13 protein-coding genes are annotated in these 16,509 nt (G+C 66.2%); 3 read left to right on the top strand and 10 right to left on the bottom strand.

The genetic code is table 11. The annotated features are described in order from the left end of the window. Positions 1 to 325 precede the first annotated feature (325 nt). On the bottom strand, positions 326 to 1,852 hold the full coding sequence (locus tag AC56LV_RS00200; RefSeq protein WP_499555095.1) for a dipeptidase: 1,527 nt from the start codon (positions 1,850 to 1,852) through the stop codon (positions 326 to 328). A gap of 125 nt (positions 1,853 to 1,977) precedes the next feature. On the opposite strand from AC56LV_RS00200, the gene AC56LV_RS00195 reads away from it, so the two are divergent. Then, on the top strand, positions 1,978 to 2,844 hold the full coding sequence (locus AC56LV_RS00195; protein WP_499555093.1) for a pirin family protein: 867 nt from the start codon (positions 1,978 to 1,980) through the stop codon (positions 2,842 to 2,844). Here AC56LV_RS00195 and AC56LV_RS00190 read toward each other — a convergent pair. After that, positions 2,830 to 3,222, bottom strand: coding sequence for a hypothetical protein (locus AC56LV_RS00190; RefSeq protein ID WP_499555091.1), 393 nt, complete (start codon positions 3,220 to 3,222; stop codon positions 2,830 to 2,832). The two genes, AC56LV_RS00195 and AC56LV_RS00190, sit on opposite strands and share 15 nt — an antisense overlap. 260 nt (positions 3,223 to 3,482) lie before the next feature. Between AC56LV_RS00190 and AC56LV_RS00185 the strand changes: the two genes are divergently transcribed. Together AC56LV_RS00185 and AC56LV_RS00180 are read left to right on the top strand one after the other, a co-directional pair. Next, positions 3,483 to 4,508: an asparaginase gene (locus AC56LV_RS00185; protein ID WP_499555089.1), complete on the top strand. Its 1,026-nt coding sequence runs from the start codon at positions 3,483 to 3,485 to the stop codon at positions 4,506 to 4,508. A gap of 140 nt (positions 4,509 to 4,648) precedes the next feature. Next, positions 4,649 to 6,250: a methyl-accepting chemotaxis protein gene (locus tag AC56LV_RS00180; protein ID WP_499555087.1), complete on the top strand. Its 1,602-nt coding sequence runs from the start codon at positions 4,649 to 4,651 to the stop codon at positions 6,248 to 6,250. Between the two features lie 20 nt (positions 6,251 to 6,270). On the opposite strand, the gene AC56LV_RS00175 is transcribed toward AC56LV_RS00180, so the two are convergent. From AC56LV_RS00175 to AC56LV_RS00140, 8 genes are all read right to left on the bottom strand, one after another. Next, a complete protein-coding gene (locus AC56LV_RS00175; protein WP_499555085.1) occupies positions 6,271 to 7,128 on the bottom strand; it encodes a hypothetical protein in 858 nt (285 codons plus the stop codon). A gap of 87 nt (positions 7,129 to 7,215) precedes the next feature. Next, positions 7,216 to 7,911 carry a fumarylacetoacetate hydrolase family protein gene (locus AC56LV_RS00170; RefSeq protein WP_499555083.1) on the bottom strand — a complete coding sequence of 232 codons (696 nt, stop codon included), beginning with the start codon at positions 7,909 to 7,911 and terminating at the stop codon, positions 7,216 to 7,218. Positions 7,912 to 7,981: 70 nt separating this feature from the next. Then, positions 7,982 to 10,855: an ATP-binding protein gene (locus tag AC56LV_RS00165; protein WP_499555081.1), complete on the bottom strand. Its 2,874-nt coding sequence runs from the start codon at positions 10,853 to 10,855 to the stop codon at positions 7,982 to 7,984. 179 nt (positions 10,856 to 11,034) lie between these two features. After that, entirely contained in the window at positions 11,035 to 11,976 is a 942-nt protein-coding gene (locus AC56LV_RS00160; protein ID WP_499555079.1) for a LysR family transcriptional regulator, read from the bottom strand. A 4-nt stretch (positions 11,977 to 11,980) separates the two neighbouring features. Beyond that, complete coding sequence (locus tag AC56LV_RS00155; RefSeq protein ID WP_499555078.1) at positions 11,981 to 12,928, bottom strand: glycoside hydrolase family 43 protein; 948 nt, start codon at positions 12,926 to 12,928, stop codon at positions 11,981 to 11,983. A 14-nt stretch (positions 12,929 to 12,942) separates the two neighbouring features. Continuing rightward, complete coding sequence (gene yjfF, locus AC56LV_RS00150; RefSeq protein WP_499555076.1) at positions 12,943 to 13,908, bottom strand: galactofuranose ABC transporter, permease protein YjfF; 966 nt, start codon at positions 13,906 to 13,908, stop codon at positions 12,943 to 12,945. Then, on the bottom strand, positions 13,905 to 14,912 hold the full coding sequence (locus AC56LV_RS00145; RefSeq protein ID WP_499556755.1) for an ABC transporter permease: 1,008 nt from the start codon (positions 14,910 to 14,912) through the stop codon (positions 13,905 to 13,907). Before AC56LV_RS00145 ends, yjfF begins: the two co-directional genes overlap by 4 nt. A gap of 59 nt (positions 14,913 to 14,971) precedes the next feature. Further along, positions 14,972 to 16,504, bottom strand: coding sequence for a sugar ABC transporter ATP-binding protein (locus AC56LV_RS00140; RefSeq protein ID WP_499555074.1), 1,533 nt, complete (start codon positions 16,502 to 16,504; stop codon positions 14,972 to 14,974). Positions 16,505 to 16,509 lie beyond the last annotated feature (5 nt).

Genomic DNA, 16,509 nt, shown 5'->3' with positions numbered 1-16,509 from the left:
GCACGCCAACATCGACGCATTGGCGCGCTCGCGGCTGCAGGAGCTTGGCTCCAAGCCGATCCTATCATGCTGTATTTGCCACATTTTCTGCACGGAACCTGGTACTTTTCCAGGCGACAATACTGTGGCTGTATCAAGACGATACCGCCCTTGGCATACAACGATGATTCACAAGGGAGAGCGCCCTTGGGAGCGCTCCACGGCAGGGATATTGTAGTCCGGCGCCTACGCACAAATTAGAAGTTTTTACACTACCTGGCAAGAAGCATCCCTACAAGTCAGCCGTGGCAACTACGGCATTCCGGCAGGGCTGCAGAGCACTCGCTTAGCGCGCCAGCTCGACCAGCACCGCCGTGTACATCTGCAGGTTCAGCAGCAGTTGTTTCGTCGTGATGAACTCGTGCTCCGAATGCCCGGAATATTTCTGGCCCGGCATCGATGGCCCGAAGCTGACGGCATTCGGGAACAGGCGCGAGTTGGTCCCGCCGCCGATGGCAACCGGCTTCGCATCCTTCATGCCGGTGAAATAGGCAAAGGTCGCCAGCAGCGTCGGCACCTGCGGCGCATCGTTCAGCACCCACGGATCGCGCACGCCGACCTTGATGTTGGTGAGCGGGACCTGGCGCGCCTGCCACTGGCTCAGTGCGGCGTTGATTTCATCGGTCAGTTGCGCGCCCGTCTTGCCTTGCGGGCGGCGCACATTGATCGCCACTTCGATGCCGTCGTCCAGCTGGCGAATCACGGTCGGCTTGAACGTCAGCGGGCCCATGAACTTGTCGCGGTAGGCGATGTTGCCGGCGCCGCTGCCAAATTTCTCGCCGTAGTAGCCCGTGCCCACCATCTCGTTGAGGTAATTGACGACGCCGCCGGCGGTGGTATTGGCCCACGGCCGCACGGCCAGTGCATCGGCCAGCATGCTCACGGCGTTCACGCCTTCCTGTGGCTTGGACGAGTGGGCCGACAGCCCTTTGGCACGCACCGCCAGGTCCTTGCCCTGCCATGTGTAGGTGTAGGTCATGCCCTCGTGTTGCGCGCCGCGCGCGCGGATCTGCCCTTCGATCTGCGGCGTGGCGTTGGCCACCAGCGCTTCGGCGTCTTCCGGAATCTGCGTGTTGAACGAGCCGCCCGCGAACGCGGCGATGTAGGCGTCGCCCTCCACGGGCGCCTGCGCGCCGGCCTTCGGCACCGTCACGGCCACGAGGCCGCCGCCCTTCTCGGCCGTCACCACCGGATACTCGGCGTCGAGCGTGATGCTCATCTGCGGCGGCACGTGCGTCTTGAGAAATTCGGTCAACGGGCCCCAGTCGGATTCCTCGCCCATGTACACGTACAGTTCAATGCGCTTGCTCAAGGGGATCTGGCGGTCGCGGATCGTCTTCATCGCATACAGCGCGGTGGCGATCGGGCCCTTGTCATCCTCGGCGCCGCGCGCGATCAGCTTGCCCGGCTCGCTCGTGCGGTCGAGCACGAACGGCGACTTCTTCCACTTGGTCGGGTCCACCGGCTGCACATCGCCATGGGTGACGATGCCGACACGCTCGGCACCCTTGCCCAGGCCGATGACGACCGTCCAGCCGTAATCGGTGTAATCGAGCCCCATGCGCTCGGCTTCTGCCTTGAGCGTGGCCTTGAACGCAGCATGCACCGGGTTCCGGTCCGACGGGTAGCGCGGATCGGCCACCGTGTTGAAGCTCACCAGTTTGGCGAGCGTATCGACGACGTCGTTGCGGTAGGTGGCCACCGCATACTTGGCGGCGCTGACGGCGGCCTCGCTGGGCGCTGCAACCGGCGGCGCGGCCAGAACAGTGGATGAGGCCAGCAACAGGCTGGCAAGGCAGGCGTTCTTGTACATACGGGGCCGATCTCCAAGGGTTGCAGACATGCAAACGCCCAGCATAGCGCCTTCTGCCACCGCTGTGAACGCGACGGCCACTTTCAGCGTATCGTTACGCATCCTGACTAAACGGCATCCACACCATGACTGACAAGACCTTCCTGCGCGCGCACGCCGCGCTGCGCGACGACATCGGCGACCTGCTCACGCAGCGCCCCGTGCCCTCTCCCCAGCTCGACCAGATCGATCCGTTCCTGTTCCTGAATCACCACGGCCCGCAGACCTATGGCCCGCACAACCGCGGCCTGCCATTTGGTCCGCATCCGCACCGGGGTTTTGAGACCGTAACCTTCATCGTCGAAGGCATGCTGGCCCACCGCGACAGCGCCGGCCATGAAAGCGTGATCCACGCCGGCGGTATCCAGTGGATGACGGCCGGCAGCGGCATCGTGCATGCCGAGGTCTCGCCGCGCGCGTTTTTGGAGACGGGCGGCCCGCTCGAAATCCTGCAGTTGTGGGTCAACCTGCCGTCGCGCCTGAAGATGACGGCGCCTGCCTATACCGGCGTGCAGCAGGACCGCATCCCCGCGTTAGCGCTCGACGACGGCAAGGTCACGCTGAACCTGATCGCGGGCGAGTGGGATGGCAGCACGGGCCCGGTGCAGTCGCTGACCGGCGTGTTCATGAGCACGGTTGCAATGCAGGCCGGTGGCCGGCTGCGCATCACCGGCCTGCAAGGTCGCAACGTGCTGCTGTATGTGGTGCGTGGACGCATCGGCGTGGGTCACCACGGCGATCTCGCCAACGCTTACCAACTGGTGGAGCTGAGCACGGAGGGCGACACGCTGGAGATTGTCGCCGAGACCGGCTCGCTGCTGCTGTTCGGGCACGCCGATCCGATCGGCGAACCGGTGGTCTCACACGGGCCCTTCGTCATGAACACCCGCGATGAAATCGCGCAGGCGATCACGGACTACCAGGCCGGCCGCTTCGGCTCAACGCTGGCTTGACGCCAGCACCCGGCCGCCATCGTCCTTGAGGTGCACCGTGTGCGGGAACGGTCCGCCGTCGAAGCGCACGCTCAGGTCCCTGCCGACCGCCTCGAAGCGGTCGCGGCCCACATGGACGATTTCCTGCGGCCCGTCGCCCAGGTCGGCGTACAGCTTGCGGCCCTTGCCGGTCACGTGCAGCGTGCGCCCGTCGTCGAGCTTGTAGGCGCCCTGCATGCGCTGGTACATCAGCGGATCGATATAGACCTTTTTTGGCTGCGCGGCGTGCACGTTGATGAGGCCGACGGCATCGGCGCTGGCCGCAGTAACTGGCTGGGCGGCACTGGCCAGCGAGACGACAGCGGCGGCGGCGAACAAGGCGAGGTGGGAGAGGCGCATGATGGAAATTCCTTTCAGGTCGGTGGCGGAGAAGTCCGTGTCGCCAGCGCTTCGTTGCCTGACGATGAAGCCAGTCTAGCGAGCCGCAAAAAGCGTTCAAGCACCAGGGGATCAAGCGCCGGAAATGCGTGACGAAATGCGCAATCGGCGGGGTGAACGGGAGGTGCATATATGAAAGCGCGCCTTGTTTCAACTGTGTGTCTGCATTCCGTACGTATGTCGTACAGTAGGGTTCCTTCAACGCCAATTCGCCCTCTCCCATGCCAGTCATTCCCCTCGCCGCGACCACGCGCGGCTACCCCGACAGCGGTAACGTGATCGAGAACGTGCACCTCGGTTCGATCGCCGTCGTCGACACGCACGGCCGCCTGTTATGGTCCGCCGGCGACCCGGATTACCCGACCTTCACCCGCTCGGCGCTCAAGCCGTTCCAGGCCCTGCCCTTCATCCTGGCCGACGGCCCGGCGCGCTTTGGCCTGTCTAGCGACGAAGTCGCGCTGCTGTGCGCGAGCCACTCGGGCGAAGACAAGCATCTCGACGGCGTCAGCTCCATCCTCAACAAGATCGGGCTCGACCCCGGCCACCTCGAATGCGGCTGCGCGGTGCCGCTGCACTACGAGTTCACCGGCGGCAAGCCCCCACAGGATGCGCAGTGGACGCCGCTGCACCACAACTGCTCCGGCAAGCACAGCGGCTTTCTGGCCTGGTGCCGCCTGCACGATGCGCCCACCGCGAACTACGTCGAGCGCGCGCACCCGCTGCAGCAAGCCGTGCGCAGCACGCTGGCCGACGCCATCGGCATGGCGCCCGAAGCAATGCCGGTTGGCCTGGATGGCTGTTCGGCCCCCAATTACGCGATGCCGCTCAGTCGTCTGGCGCACCTGTACGCGCGCCTCGCGCACGGTCCGCAAGACCCGCAGCTGGGCGGCGCGATGGGCACGCTGCGTGACGCGATGATCGCCCGCCCCGACCTGGTCTCGGGCGAGGAGCGCACCGACCTGCACTGGATGACGGCAGGCGGCGGCGACTGGGTCACCAAGATCGGCGCCGATGCCGTGCAGGCGATCGGCATCCGCTCGGCCGGGATCGGCATCGCGATCAAGATCACCGATGGCAATGTGCGCGCGCTGCACCCGACCGTGCACGCGGTGCTCGACCAGCTGGGCCTGCTGAACGCGGCGCGGCGCGAGCTGCTCGAACGCTATCGCCAGCCTGTCATCAAGAACGCGCGCGGCGCCGTGGCTGGTGACATCCGTACGCTGTTCAAGCTGGCGCGTCAGGCATAAGCCGGATAACGCCGCAGCCGGCTTGTGCGGCGTCATTACAACATGCTGTCTTATTGCTATTTCATTTGAAGTTTAAAGGGTTGATACTTGCCGTACGGCATTTCCTCGGCACTCAATCCTTTCTTCAAAGTGATGACATCGTGTTAAAAAATCTACGTATCGGCTCCCGCCTCACCCTTGGCTTTGCCACGATGCTCGTCCTGTCGCTGGCTGGCACCTCGTTCGCCCTCTACACCACGCGCTCCAGCGCCGAGGCAACCCAGCAGATGATGCAAAAGCCGCTGACCAAGGAACGCCTTGTCTCGGACTGGTATGTGCTGACCTATTCGGCCATCGCGCGCACCTCGCTGATTGCGCGCAGCACCGACAGTACCCTGGCGGCCGTGTTTGCCAAGCCGATCAAGGACAGCGTCGCCGACACCACGGCCATCCTCAAGAAAGTCGAAGTCCTGCTCGACTCGCCCGAAGAGAAAGCGACGCTGCAGGACATCCTTGGCCTGCGCAAGACCTACCAGAAGGCCAAGGAAACCGTGATGAACGCGCGCACGTCGGGCGACTCAGCGACGGCAGAACAGGCCTATGAACAGGTATTCGCGCCAGCAGCGGCCGCCTATGGCGCCCGGGTCCAGAGCCTGTTGCAGATCCAGCGCAAGAGCATCGACGAGACGGCGCAGGCCATCGAAGCGGCGAACGGGCGCAGCACCCAACTGGTGCTGCTGCTGGCCCTGCTGTCGACGGCGATCGGCGCCGTGGCTGCCGTGCTCGTCACGCGCAGCATCACCCGGCCGCTGGACGCCGCGCTCGACGTCGCCGAAACGGTCGCCTCGGGCGACCTTGGCCACACGTTCGCGACCTACCCGAAAGACCAGGTCGGCGACCTGATGCGCGCACTGGAAACGATGAATGGCTCGCTGGTGCGGGTGGTCTCGCAGGTCCAGCAAGGCACCAATGCCATCTCGACCGCATCGAGCGAGATCGCCGCCGGCAACCTCGACCTGTCCGCGCGCACCGAACAGCAGGCCAGCTCGCTCGAAGAGACGGCCGCCTCGATGGAAGAACTGACCGCCACCGTGCGCCAGAATGCCGACAATGCGGTGCAGGCCAACGGCCTGGCAAAAACGGCCTCGGATGTTGCGGCGCGTGGCGGCGCCATCGTCGGCCAGGTGGTCGACACGATGGGCTCGATCGACGCCTCGGCGCGCAAGATCGTCGACATCATCGGCGTGATCGACGGCATCGCCTTCCAGACCAATATCCTGGCCTTGAATGCCGCGGTGGAAGCGGCGCGCGCCGGGGAACAGGGGCGCGGCTTTGCGGTGGTGGCGTCCGAAGTGCGCAACCTGGCGCAGCGTTCGGCCGGTGCGGCGCGTGAAATCAAGGGCCTGATCGGCGACTCGATGACGCAGGTGAATGCCGGCACGGCGCTCGTGCAGCAGGCCGGCGCCACGATGGACGACGTCGTGGCCAGCGTGGCGCGGGTGACCGACATGATGTCCGAGATCAGCACCGCCACGCAGGAGCAGCGCGTGGGCATCAACCAGGTCAATGAAGCGATCGCGCAGATGGACCAGGTGACGCAGCAGAACGCGGCGCTGGTCGAGGAAGCCGCCGCCGCGGCAGCGAGCATGCAGGAACAGGCCGCGCAACTGGCGCAGGTGGCCGCCGCGTTCAGGCTGGGCCACACCGGCGGGCGGACGCGCCCGCAACTGGCGGCGCGCGCCGTGCCGGCACTGGCAGCCTAGACGTCCATAATGCCGCGATGCTACGCCGCCAGGCGGCGCAGCATCGCGGCGATGGCGTCCAGCACCGTGTCATCGTCCCAGTAGGTATTGTGCGCCAGCGGATTCCAGCTGCGCAGCAAAAAGTCCCCCACCCCGCCGCCGGCATTGATCGCGCGGTCCTCGACCAGCGTGCGGTAGCCGTTTGACAGCGGCTGCAGCGGCCAGCCCAGCACGTCATCGGGATCATAGAAGTTGATCCACTTGAACATCGGCGTCGGCGGCGCAATCGGGATGATGTGCATTTCCTGGTGCGCGGCGACAAAGATCGGGATATTGCAGCCGGTGGTGACCAGACCGACGCAGGTGCCGCCGCCGATAAAGGCCAGTTCGCTTGCTGTCAGCGCGCGGCCGAGCGTCGCGCCGGCCCAGGCACCGATATTGCGCCAGATGCCGGCGCCGACCGGTTTGCCGGCGGCCGCCTTCTGCGCATCGTACAGATAGCTCGACAGCACCTGGCAGCCCAGCGAGTGCGCGACGAACACGACCGGCATGCCGGGCCGCGCGGCGTGGGCCGACAACAGCGCGCTGGCGATCTCGCCCTGAGCCTGCTCATAGATCGAGCCGGGGTCATCCTTGCTGTTTTCCAGCCCGGCGGCGTCGCCCAGGCCATACAGGACGAATTTGCGCAGCGCGGCGTAGCGCACCTGGCCGGTGGCTGCGGTGCGGTCCCAGACCAGGCGCTGGTTATCGTGCAGGATGCCCTGGTAGTAGACCGAGCGCATGACGACCTGGCCGGCCAGCGCATCCAGGCGGGTACGCAGCCCCGCCATCAGGCCGTCGGCATAGTCGGGCAAGGTCTCGCCCATGCCATGCACGGCTATCAATGCAACTTTTGTCATTGCCACCTCCCCACGCGCGCCGATATCCCTAGCGTATCAAATTTCGCACGTGTTGAGGCAGAACAAAGATTGTGGGAAAGCTGACCCTCAGCGCGGCGCGATTTGCAGCTCGAACGTGTCGACGCCGTCGACACCGCCGCGCACCCGGTCACCCGGCTGCAGCGCGCCGACGCCGGACGGCGTGCCCGAATAAATCAGGTCGCCGGGCGCCAGCGTCACGAGGCGCGACAGCGACGCGATCACGTCCGCGATGGGCCAGATCATTTCATCAAGGTTGCCTTCCTGGCGCAGCGTGCCGTTTACTTCGAGCCAGATGCGCGCCTGGGCCGGGTGCCCCACGTCGCTGACCGGATGCAGCGGGCTGCACGGGGCCGATGCGTCAAAGCCCTTGGCCATGTCCCATGGCCGGCCGGCGTCCTTGGCCACGGCCTGCAGGTCGCGCCGGGTCAGGTCCAAACCCACGCCATAACCCCACACCAGATCGAGCCCCTGCGCCGCGTCGATGTCCTTGCCACCGCTTTTCAGCGCCACGACCAGTTCGATCTCGTGGTGCATGTCGTTCGTCGATGGCGGATACGGCACCGCGCCGCTGGCCGGCACGACGGCATCGGCCGGCTTGGTGAAGAAGAACGGTGGTTCGCGATTCGGGTCGCTGCCCATTTCACGCGCGTGCGCCGCGTAGTTGCGGCCCACACAGAACACGCGGCGCACCGGGAAGCGCGCGCTGGAACCGGCGACGGCCACGGACGCCGTGTCGGGTGCAGTGATGACGAATTCGGTCATGCTCATCCTTTCATTGACAGGAGCATCATCATACTCCCGCCATGGAGGGCGGCAAGGCTCAGGTTCAGGTTCAGGCCGATGCGGCCGCTGCCTCGGCCTGCGCCGCCTGCGCCGCACTCGCGTCCAGGATGCGCACGAGCGCCGTCATGTCGACCGGCTTGACCAGGTGATGGACGAAGCCTGCCTCGAGCGCCCGTTCGCGGTCCCTGGCCTGGCCATAGCCGGTCACGGCCACCGGCACCGTGGCCGCCATCTCGGGCAGCGCGCGCAGGCTCGATGCGAGCTGGTAGCCGTCGATGTCGGGCAGGCCGATATCGATCAGCATCACGTCGGGATGTTCGACGCGCGCGCGGCGCAGGGCCGAGGCCGCGTCGTATTCGACGGCGGTGGCGTGGCCCTGCACCTGCAGCAGCGTGGCCAGGCTGTCGGCGGCGTCCGTGTTGTCGTCGACGATCAGCACGCGCAGCTGGCGGCCGAGCGTGGCCCGTACCGGATCGGCGTCGGATGGCGGCGCGTCGTCGTCGTTGCTGTCGGCGCGCGCGCTCACGCACGGCAGGCAGAGCGTGAACGTGCTGCCGCAGCCGACGCCATCGCTGTATGCGGTGACGTCACCATCGTGCAGGTCGATCAGGCGCTTGACGAGCGTGAGGCCCAGCCCCAGCCCGCCCTGCGAGCGGGCCAGCGTGCGCGCGCCCTGCGTGAACAGGTCGAACACATTGGGCACGAGGTCGGGCGGCATGCCGGAACCGTTGTCGCGCACTTCAAGCGTCATGCGCCCATCGTCCGCTACCAGGCGCAGGGCCAGCGTGCCGGCCTTGGGCGTGTACTTCGCGGCATTGCCAACGATATTGGCCACGCTCTGCACGAGGCGCGTCTGGTCGCCCCGCACGTACACGGGCGTTTCGGGCAGCTGGACCGTCACGTGGTGCGCTTTTTCGAGCACCAGCGGGCGGGTCTGGTCGAGCGCCCCGTTCACGACATCGCGGAAATCGACCGTCGCCAGCTTGAGCTTGACCAGCCCGCGCGTGACGCGCGAGACGTCAAGCAGGTCGTCGATCAGGCGGCTCATGTGCTTGACCTGGCGGCTGATGATGGAACTGGTCTGGCAGATGCGCGGCTCGTTCGCGAACTGCATGCTGAGCAAGCTGGCCGAACTGCTGATCGGCGCGAGCGGATTGCGCAGCTCGTGCGCCAGCATGGCCAGGAATTCATCCTTGGTGTGACTGAGGCGCTCGGCCTGCACGCGCGCCAGGCGCTCGCTCTGCAGCAGCGCATCGCGTTCGAGCGCCGACGTTTGCGCGATCTCGTACAGGTGCGCATTGTCCATCGCCACGGCGGCTTGCGCGGCGAGATTGGCAACCATGCGTTCGGTGCGTTCGGTGAACATGGCCGGCGCCGGATGACCCAGGAACAGGCCGCCGAGCACCTTGCCCGATTGCGACACGACCGGCACCGCGAGATAGCTGCGCACGCGCAGCTGCGCCAGCGGCGTGCCGTCGGCCACCAGCGCAGCGTGCTGCGGATCGCACGTGATGTCGTCGCTGCGCACCGGCGCCCCGCCTTCGATCAGCGGGCGGAAGATGGCCGCCGTCGGGGGCGCGAGCCGGTCGAACTGCTCGCGCGACGCGCCCGACAGCGCGTACAGGCGCATCTGCTCATGCGCCGTGGCGCAGACCGGCGCATCCACCGCATCGTGCAGCGGGTCGCCCCGGCCGGCCGGATTGCAGAAGAACGCACCGAAGCGCGCGCCACTCAGTTCGGCGCCGGCGTCGGTGATCGATTGGGCGAGGGTATCGAGGTCGAGCGTCGATGCCAGCGCGCGCCCGGCGCGGTTGACCGTCTCGAGGATGCGGCTTTCATCGCGCAGGCTTTCCTCGACGCGCGAGCGGCGCGCCACTTCACGCGTGTGGCGCGCCACGTCTTCGGCCAACGCCACTTCTTGTTCGGTCCAGTGGCGCGCCATCGGTTCGTGCAGGTAGAACACGGCGCACAGGCGCCCTTCCTCGATGATCGGCACCATCACCAGCGCGCGCGCGCCGATGGCGGCGTAGGCTGCGGCATGCGGCGCACTGCGTTCGTCGGCATCGACGTCGTCGATGCGCACGCTGCGGCCCTGGCGCAGCTTGGCATTGACCACCGGACCGAATGCGTCGAGGGGATGCGAGCGGCCGGCCAGGCTGGCCATGCGGCCACTGGTCCAGTCGCAGTCGATGCTGACGGTGCGGCCTGGAACGTCGACCTCGGCGTAGCCCACGCGCGCTACGCCCAGCGTCTGCCCGGTCATGGCGCTCGTCGCGCGCATGATGTGGTCGGCGTCATCGAGGCCATCGAGCGCTTCGCCGAGCTTCTGGTGGAAGGCATGCCGGTAATCGGACAGCACGTCGGACGTCGTTTCGGTGAGCACGCAATAGACGCCGGCCACCTGTCCTGCATGGCGCACAGGCGACAGCGAAACGCAGAAAAAGCGCCGTTCGCGCTTGCCGTTGCGCTCGAATTCCATCAGCGCGTGCTGGAGCTGGGCCGATTCGCCGGCCAGGACTTCGTCGAAATACGGCCGCATGCGGTCCCACAGCTCGGGGCGCACGCTGGCATACGGCGCGCCGCGCGCAGCCGGGTGCTTGTCCCCCAGCAGGTCGGAATACGCGTCGTTGTAGAACAGGCGCAGCTCGCGCCCGATCGCCAGAAACATGGGAAAGCGCGACGCCTGAATCAGGTCGGCGATGGCGCGCAGGCCTTCGGGCCAGGCGTCCGGGTGCAAGTGTGCAAGCCCGGCCAGCGCACGCTCGGTGGCTGCGGGTGGAGGGGCAAATGCTGCTGCAGGGGAAGACGCAAACAGCGCCGACGGCGCGGCCAGAACTGGCGCAGGCGCGTCCAGTACGGTGGGGTCGCCGGACAGCGTGGAACCGCCGCCGACCATCGGCATGAAGCCGCTCAGATTACTCATCAGGAATACCCAGTGTGGTTCTTGCAGGGCTGGCGAGCTCGATATCCTGAAACATCTGATCCTGCCCTGCTGCAGCGCCGCCAACATATCCTTGTTGGGACGATTATAGCGAGCAACCAAACTGGGCCGCGCCCGTTACACCTGAGGTGTCGAGCGGGCGTGGCGGGGATGCCACAAGCCTAGTAAATTTCTGCAGCAGCGGCCCGCACGGCGCCCAGCAGCAACTCGGCGCCCGGAGACAGCAAATGATCCTGCTGGCGGATGATGCCGAACGCATCCATCTTGCAGGGCAAATCGATCGGCAGGATCCGCATCACATTCAGCGACGCATAATATTGCGCGACTTCCTGCGGCATCACGTGCAACGCGTCGGTTTGCTGCAACAGCGCGGTGACCAATAACAGCGCCGTCGTATCGACGACGTTCACCGGCGGCTGCAGGCCGGCGCGCAGGAACATCATGTCGAAGCGGTGGCGCAGGATGCTGCCCGGTGGCGGCAGGATCCAGGGCCGCCCGACAAGCGCCTCGAGCGTCAGGTTTTTACTTTCCAGCAAAGGATGACCGGGCCGCACGACCGCACAGGCCGGCTCCTCGGTCAGCTCTTCGTAGATCAGCCCGGTGGAATCTTCTTTTTCGAGAATGCGCCCGATCATGAAGTCGAGCGTGCCGTGCTTGAGCTTATCGAGCAGCACATTGCTCGACTCGAGCTGCACGCCGATGCGCAGCAGCGGCGCCTGCTCCTTGATGCGGGCGATAGCGCGCGGCAGCAGCGCCATCGCCGGCGTCATGATCACGCCCACCTCGACCTGCCCCGCCAGGCCGGCCTTGAGCGCGACGATGTCGTCGTGCGCCAGCGCCAGGCTGGTCAGGGCCATGCGGGCGTGGCGGATCATCGTCTCGCCGTAGATCGTCGGCTCCATTCCGCGCGGCAGCCGTTCGAACAGGCGCACGTCGAGCATCTCTTCCAGATCCTTGACCTGTTTCGATGCCGCCGGCTGCGTCATGTGCAGTTCTTCGGCCGCCCGGTGAATGTTGCGGTAGTCGTCCAGCGCAATCAGCAGCAGCAACTGGCGCGTTTTCAGGCGCGCCTTCAAGAACCAGTTGGGGTTGGTCGTCTCCATCAGATCACGTGCAGCCCGGCGCTGGATTGGCGGCTGGCCCGGCAGTCGTTTGCGCGACCGGCAAAATCTTGCCGTCCGGCGCGTAGTGCAACTCCTCGACCGCGACCGAGCGGCGGAATTCGCCGCCCGTAGGCAGCTTGCCGTTATGGTAGAAGATGTACGACTTGCCATTGAAGTCGACGATCGCCTGGTGGATGGTCTTCACGTTGGTGTTCTTTTCCATGATGACGCCATCCATCGACCACGGCCCATGCACGCCCGGGCCGCGCATGGCCACGGTTTCTTCGGGAAAGTGGCGCGAGTAGGTCAGATAATACGTGCCCTTGTGCTTGTGCACATAAGCCGCTTCGACGAAATTGTCCAGGCCCGTGGTCTGGATCGGGCCATCGAACTCGATCATGTTCGACTTGAGTTTGACATACTTCATGACCGTATTGCCCCAATACAGGTAAGCCTGGCCATCGTCGTCGATGAACACGGCGGGGTCGATATCATCCCACAGGATCTGCGTCTGCTTCGTCATGTCGTTCGTCACGAGGGCCCGGCCCAGTGCATCGACAAACGGGCCGGTCGGGCTGTCCGACACCGCCACGCCGATCGCCTTGCCGGGAATCGTCGCATGGTCGACCGTCGAATAGAAATAATACTTGTCGCCGCGCCGGACGATGTCCGAGGCCCAGGCATCGCGCCCGGCCCATTTGAAGGTCGAGTAACGCAGCGGCGAGCCGTGGTCCGTCCAGCGCTGCATGTCGCAGCTCGAGTAGACGCGCCACTCGTTCATGACGTAATCCTTGCCGCCCGCCGGTGCGTCATCCTTGCCGACGTACAGGTACACGCGGCCCTTGTCGACCAGTGCGGCCGGATCGGCCGTGAAGATGTCCCGGACGATCGGGTTGGCGGCTTGCGCGCAGGCGCTCGCGCACAGCAGCGCGGCGAACATGGTGTGTTTCATGGTGTCTCCTTCTTTTATTTTCTTCCGAATGCCATCACGCGCTGGACGACGCAGAACACGAACAGCAGGCCGCCGATCACGATCCTCGTCCACCACGAACTGAGCGTGCCATCGAAGGCGATCAGCGTCTGGATCGTGCCCAGCACCAGCACGCCCGACAGCGCGCCGGCCACGTAGCCGTAGCCGCCCGTCAGCAGCGTGCCGCCGATGACGACGGCGGCGATGGCATCGAGTTCGGTGCCCTGCGCATGCAGCCCGTAGCCGGACAGCATGTAGAACGCGAACAGCACGCCGGCCAGCGCGGCGCAGAAGCTGCTCAACGCATACACGAGCACCTTGGTGCGCCCGACCGCCAGCCCCATCATCGCAGCCGAGGTTTCGTTGCCGCCGACCGCATACACGGCGCGGCCAAAGCCACTATAGTGCGCGAGCCAGATGGCCAGGCCCAGCATGCCCAGCGCAATCAGCGCGCCGGGCGACAGGAAGCCCCCGAAAAACGGGAGCTGGGTCTGCGACATCGCCACGAACAGCGGATCGTCGATCGTGATCGACTCGATGCTGATCAGGTAGCACAGGCCGCGCGCGAGGAACATGCCGGCCAGCGTGACGATGAACGGCTGCAGCCGGAAGTAATGGATGATCGCCCCCATGCCCGCGCCGAAACCGGCGCCCAGCAGCAGCACAAAGGCGATCACCGCCAGCGGCGGCCAGTGCGCCACCTGCAGCAGCCAGGCCGCAATCATCGTCGCCAGCGCGAGTACGGCGCCCACCGACAGGTCGATCCCGCCGGACAGGATCACGAAGCCCATGCCGATCGCGATCACGAGCAAAAACGCATTGTCGATCAGGAGATTGAGCAGCACCTGCAGCGACAGGAAGCCGTCGTACAGCGCGCCGCCGACGAGCAGCATCGCCACCAGCAGCGCCACCGTGACCAGGGATGTGAAGGACGGGGCCTTCGCGAGTACGCGGACATTCATGCGCGCCTCCGCTGCCACAACTGCCTGAACTGGTCGGACTGCGAGATACAGACCAGGAACACGACAACCGACTTGACGACCATATTGACCTCGGGCGGCACGCCCAGCGAATAGATGGTGTAGGTGAGCGTCTGGATGATCAACGCCCCGACGAGCGAACCGGCCAGGCTGAATTTGCCGCCCGCGAGCGACGTGCCGCCCAGCGTGACGGCCAGGATGGCGTCCAGTTCGAGCATCAGGCCGGCGTTGTTGGCGTCCGCGCTCTTCACGTTGGAACTGATTAACAGGCCCGCCATGCCGGCGCAGGTGGCCGCGAACACGTAGACGAACACGATCAGCGCCGCCGTACGGATGCCGGCCAGGCGCGCGGCCACCGGATTGATGCCCACCGCCTGGATGAACAGCCCCAGCGCCGTGTGGCGCAGCAGCAGCGCCGTGACACCGAACACCACGGCCACGACAAACAGTGCGAACGGCAAGCCGAACAGATACCCGCTGCCCAGGAAAAAATACGGCTGGTAGTAGACCGTGACGATCTGGCCATCGGTGAGCAACTGGGCCAGGCCGCGCCCGGCCACCATCAGGATCAGCGTCGCGACGATCGGCTGCAGGCCAAGACCGGCAACGAGCGCGCCGTTCCACAGCCCGCACAGCAGCGCCGCGCCGAGGGCGGCGGCAATCGCCACCAGCATCGGCGTGTCGGCCAGGTACACCGGCACGCCATCCTGCATCACCATCGTGCCGCCAATGAGCATCGAGGCGACGGTGCCGGACAGCGCGACCACGGCGCCGACCGAGATGTCGATGCCGCGCGTGGCAATCACCAGCGTCATGCCGATCGCCGCCAGCATCAGGGGCGCCGCGCGGTTGACGATGTCGACCAGCGCGCCATACAGGTGGCCGTCGCGGACCTCCAGATTAAAGAAGCCGGGAATCAGCAGGAAGTCGATCAGCAGCAGCACGGCCAGCGCGGCCAGGGGCCGGAACAGGCGGTGCGCCAGCATGCGTGATGCCAAAGGCGCCCGCGCGGGCGGCTGCAGCGCCGGGATGTCGTTGACGGCCATCACGCGCCCTCCCCGGCAATCACGTGCAGCACCGTGCTGTCGTCGAGTTCACCGCGCCGGTACTCGCCGCAGGCCTTGCGGTCGCGCATGACGACAATGCGGTCGCTCACGCGCAGCACTTCCGGCAGTTCGGACGAGATGAACAGGATCGACATGCCCTTGCGGCACAGGCTCGTGACGTAACCCATGATCTCCTGCTTGGCGCGCACGTCGATGCCGCGCGTCGGTTCGTCGAGAATCATCAGGGTCGGTTCGGTAGCCAGCCAGCGCGCCAGCAGCACCTTTTGCTGGTTACCGCCCGAGAGCGTGCCGATGGGCGTCTCGATGCTGGCCGTCTTGATCCCCAGTTGCTGTACATAGTGATCGGCCAGCGCCTGCTGGCGGCGCAGCGGAATCGCGCGCAGCAGGCCCTGGCGCGCCTGCAGGGCCAGGATCAGGTTTTCGCGCACCGACAGGTCGAGGATCGCGCCTTCGTGCTTGCGGTCTTCGGAGCAGAACCCGACGCCGTGCGCGATCGCATCACGTGGCGTGGCAAGAGCGCGTGCGCGGCCCTTGATCTCGATCGCGCCGCTGTCAATCCGGTCGGCGCCGAACAGCATGCGCGCGGTTTCGGTGCGGCCGGATCCCAGCAGGCCGGCAAGGCCCAGCAGCTCGCCCTTGCGGATCACGAGGTCCAGCGGCGCAAGCACGCCGCGCCGGGCGGCGCCGCGCGTGCGCAGGACAATCTCGCCCGCCCCAGCGCTGGCTGCCTGCGCCGCTTGCTGACCGGTGGCAGGCAGCTCCTGGGCATCGGGCGCAGCACCGATCATCTTGTTCACCAGCGCCAGGCGTGACAGGTCGCTGCACAGGTACTCGCCTTCGCGCTCGCCGTTGCGCATCACGGTGATGCGGTCCGAGATCGCGTAGGTCTGCTCCAGGAAGTGCGTGACGAACAGGATCGCCATGCCCTGCTCGCGCAGCGCGCGCAGGTTGGAAAACAGTAGCTGGACTTCGGCTTCGTCGAGGCTCGACGTGGGCTCGTCCAGGATCAGCACCCGCGCCGAAATGCTCAGCGCGCGCGCAATGGCCACCATCTGCTGGACCGCCAGCGGGAAGCTGGCTAGCGGCTGGCGCACGTCGATGTGCACCTGCAGGCGCGTCAACAGCGCCTGCGCCTGCTGCCGCATCCGGCGCCAGTCGATCATGCCCCAGCGGCGCGGATAGCGGCCGATGAAGATGTTCTCGGCGACCGACAGGTTCGGGCACAGGTTCACCTCCTGATACACAGTGCTGATGCCCAGGTCCTGCGCGTCCTGCGTCGAGCGCGGCGCAATCGGCTCGCCAGCGAACACGATGCTGCCGCGATCGGGCTGGTAGACGCCCGTGAGCACCTTGATCAGCGTGGATTTGCCGGCGCCGTTCTGGCCCATCAGCGTGTGGACTTCGCCCGGGTACAGGCGCAGGCCCGCATCCGACAGCGCGCGCACGCCGGGAAACTGCTTGTGGATGCCGGTCACTTCCAGGACCGGCACCTGCGTTGTCGTGGGGAGCATGGCCG

The sequence above is a fragment of the Telluria sp. RB2R28 genome, from assembly GCF_059685835.1.
The sequence above is the reverse complement of the archived record's forward strand: the minus strand, read 5'-3'. Positions and strand labels throughout refer to the sequence as shown.

Coding starts and splice junctions, on each gene's coding strand:
- AC56LV_RS00200 (WP_499555095.1), bottom strand. CDS start 1,852: ATGTACAAGAACGCCTGCCTTGCCAGCCTGTTGCTGGCCTCATCCACT.
- AC56LV_RS00195 (WP_499555093.1), top strand. CDS start 1,978: ATGACTGACAAGACCTTCCTGCGCGCGCACGCCGCGCTGCGCGACGAC.
- AC56LV_RS00190 (WP_499555091.1), bottom strand. CDS start 3,222: ATGCGCCTCTCCCACCTCGCCTTGTTCGCCGCCGCCGCTGTCGTCTCG.
- AC56LV_RS00185 (WP_499555089.1), top strand. CDS start 3,483: ATGCCAGTCATTCCCCTCGCCGCGACCACGCGCGGCTACCCCGACAGC.
- AC56LV_RS00175 (WP_499555085.1), bottom strand. CDS start 7,128: ATGACAAAAGTTGCATTGATAGCCGTGCATGGCATGGGCGAGACCTTG.
- AC56LV_RS00170 (WP_499555083.1), bottom strand. CDS start 7,911: ATGACCGAATTCGTCATCACTGCACCCGACACGGCGTCCGTGGCCGTC.
- AC56LV_RS00165 (WP_499555081.1), bottom strand. CDS start 10,855: ATGAGTAATCTGAGCGGCTTCATGCCGATGGTCGGCGGCGGTTCCACG.
- AC56LV_RS00160 (WP_499555079.1), bottom strand. CDS start 11,976: ATGGAGACGACCAACCCCAACTGGTTCTTGAAGGCGCGCCTGAAAACG.
- AC56LV_RS00155 (WP_499555078.1), bottom strand. CDS start 12,928: ATGAAACACACCATGTTCGCCGCGCTGCTGTGCGCGAGCGCCTGCGCG.
- yjfF (WP_499555076.1), bottom strand. CDS start 13,908: ATGAATGTCCGCGTACTCGCGAAGGCCCCGTCCTTCACATCCCTGGTC.
- AC56LV_RS00145 (WP_499556755.1), bottom strand. CDS start 14,912: ATGCTGGCGCACCGCCTGTTCCGGCCCCTGGCCGCGCTGGCCGTGCTG.
- AC56LV_RS00140 (WP_499555074.1), bottom strand. CDS start 16,504: ATGCTCCCCACGACAACGCAGGTGCCGGTCCTGGAAGTGACCGGCATC.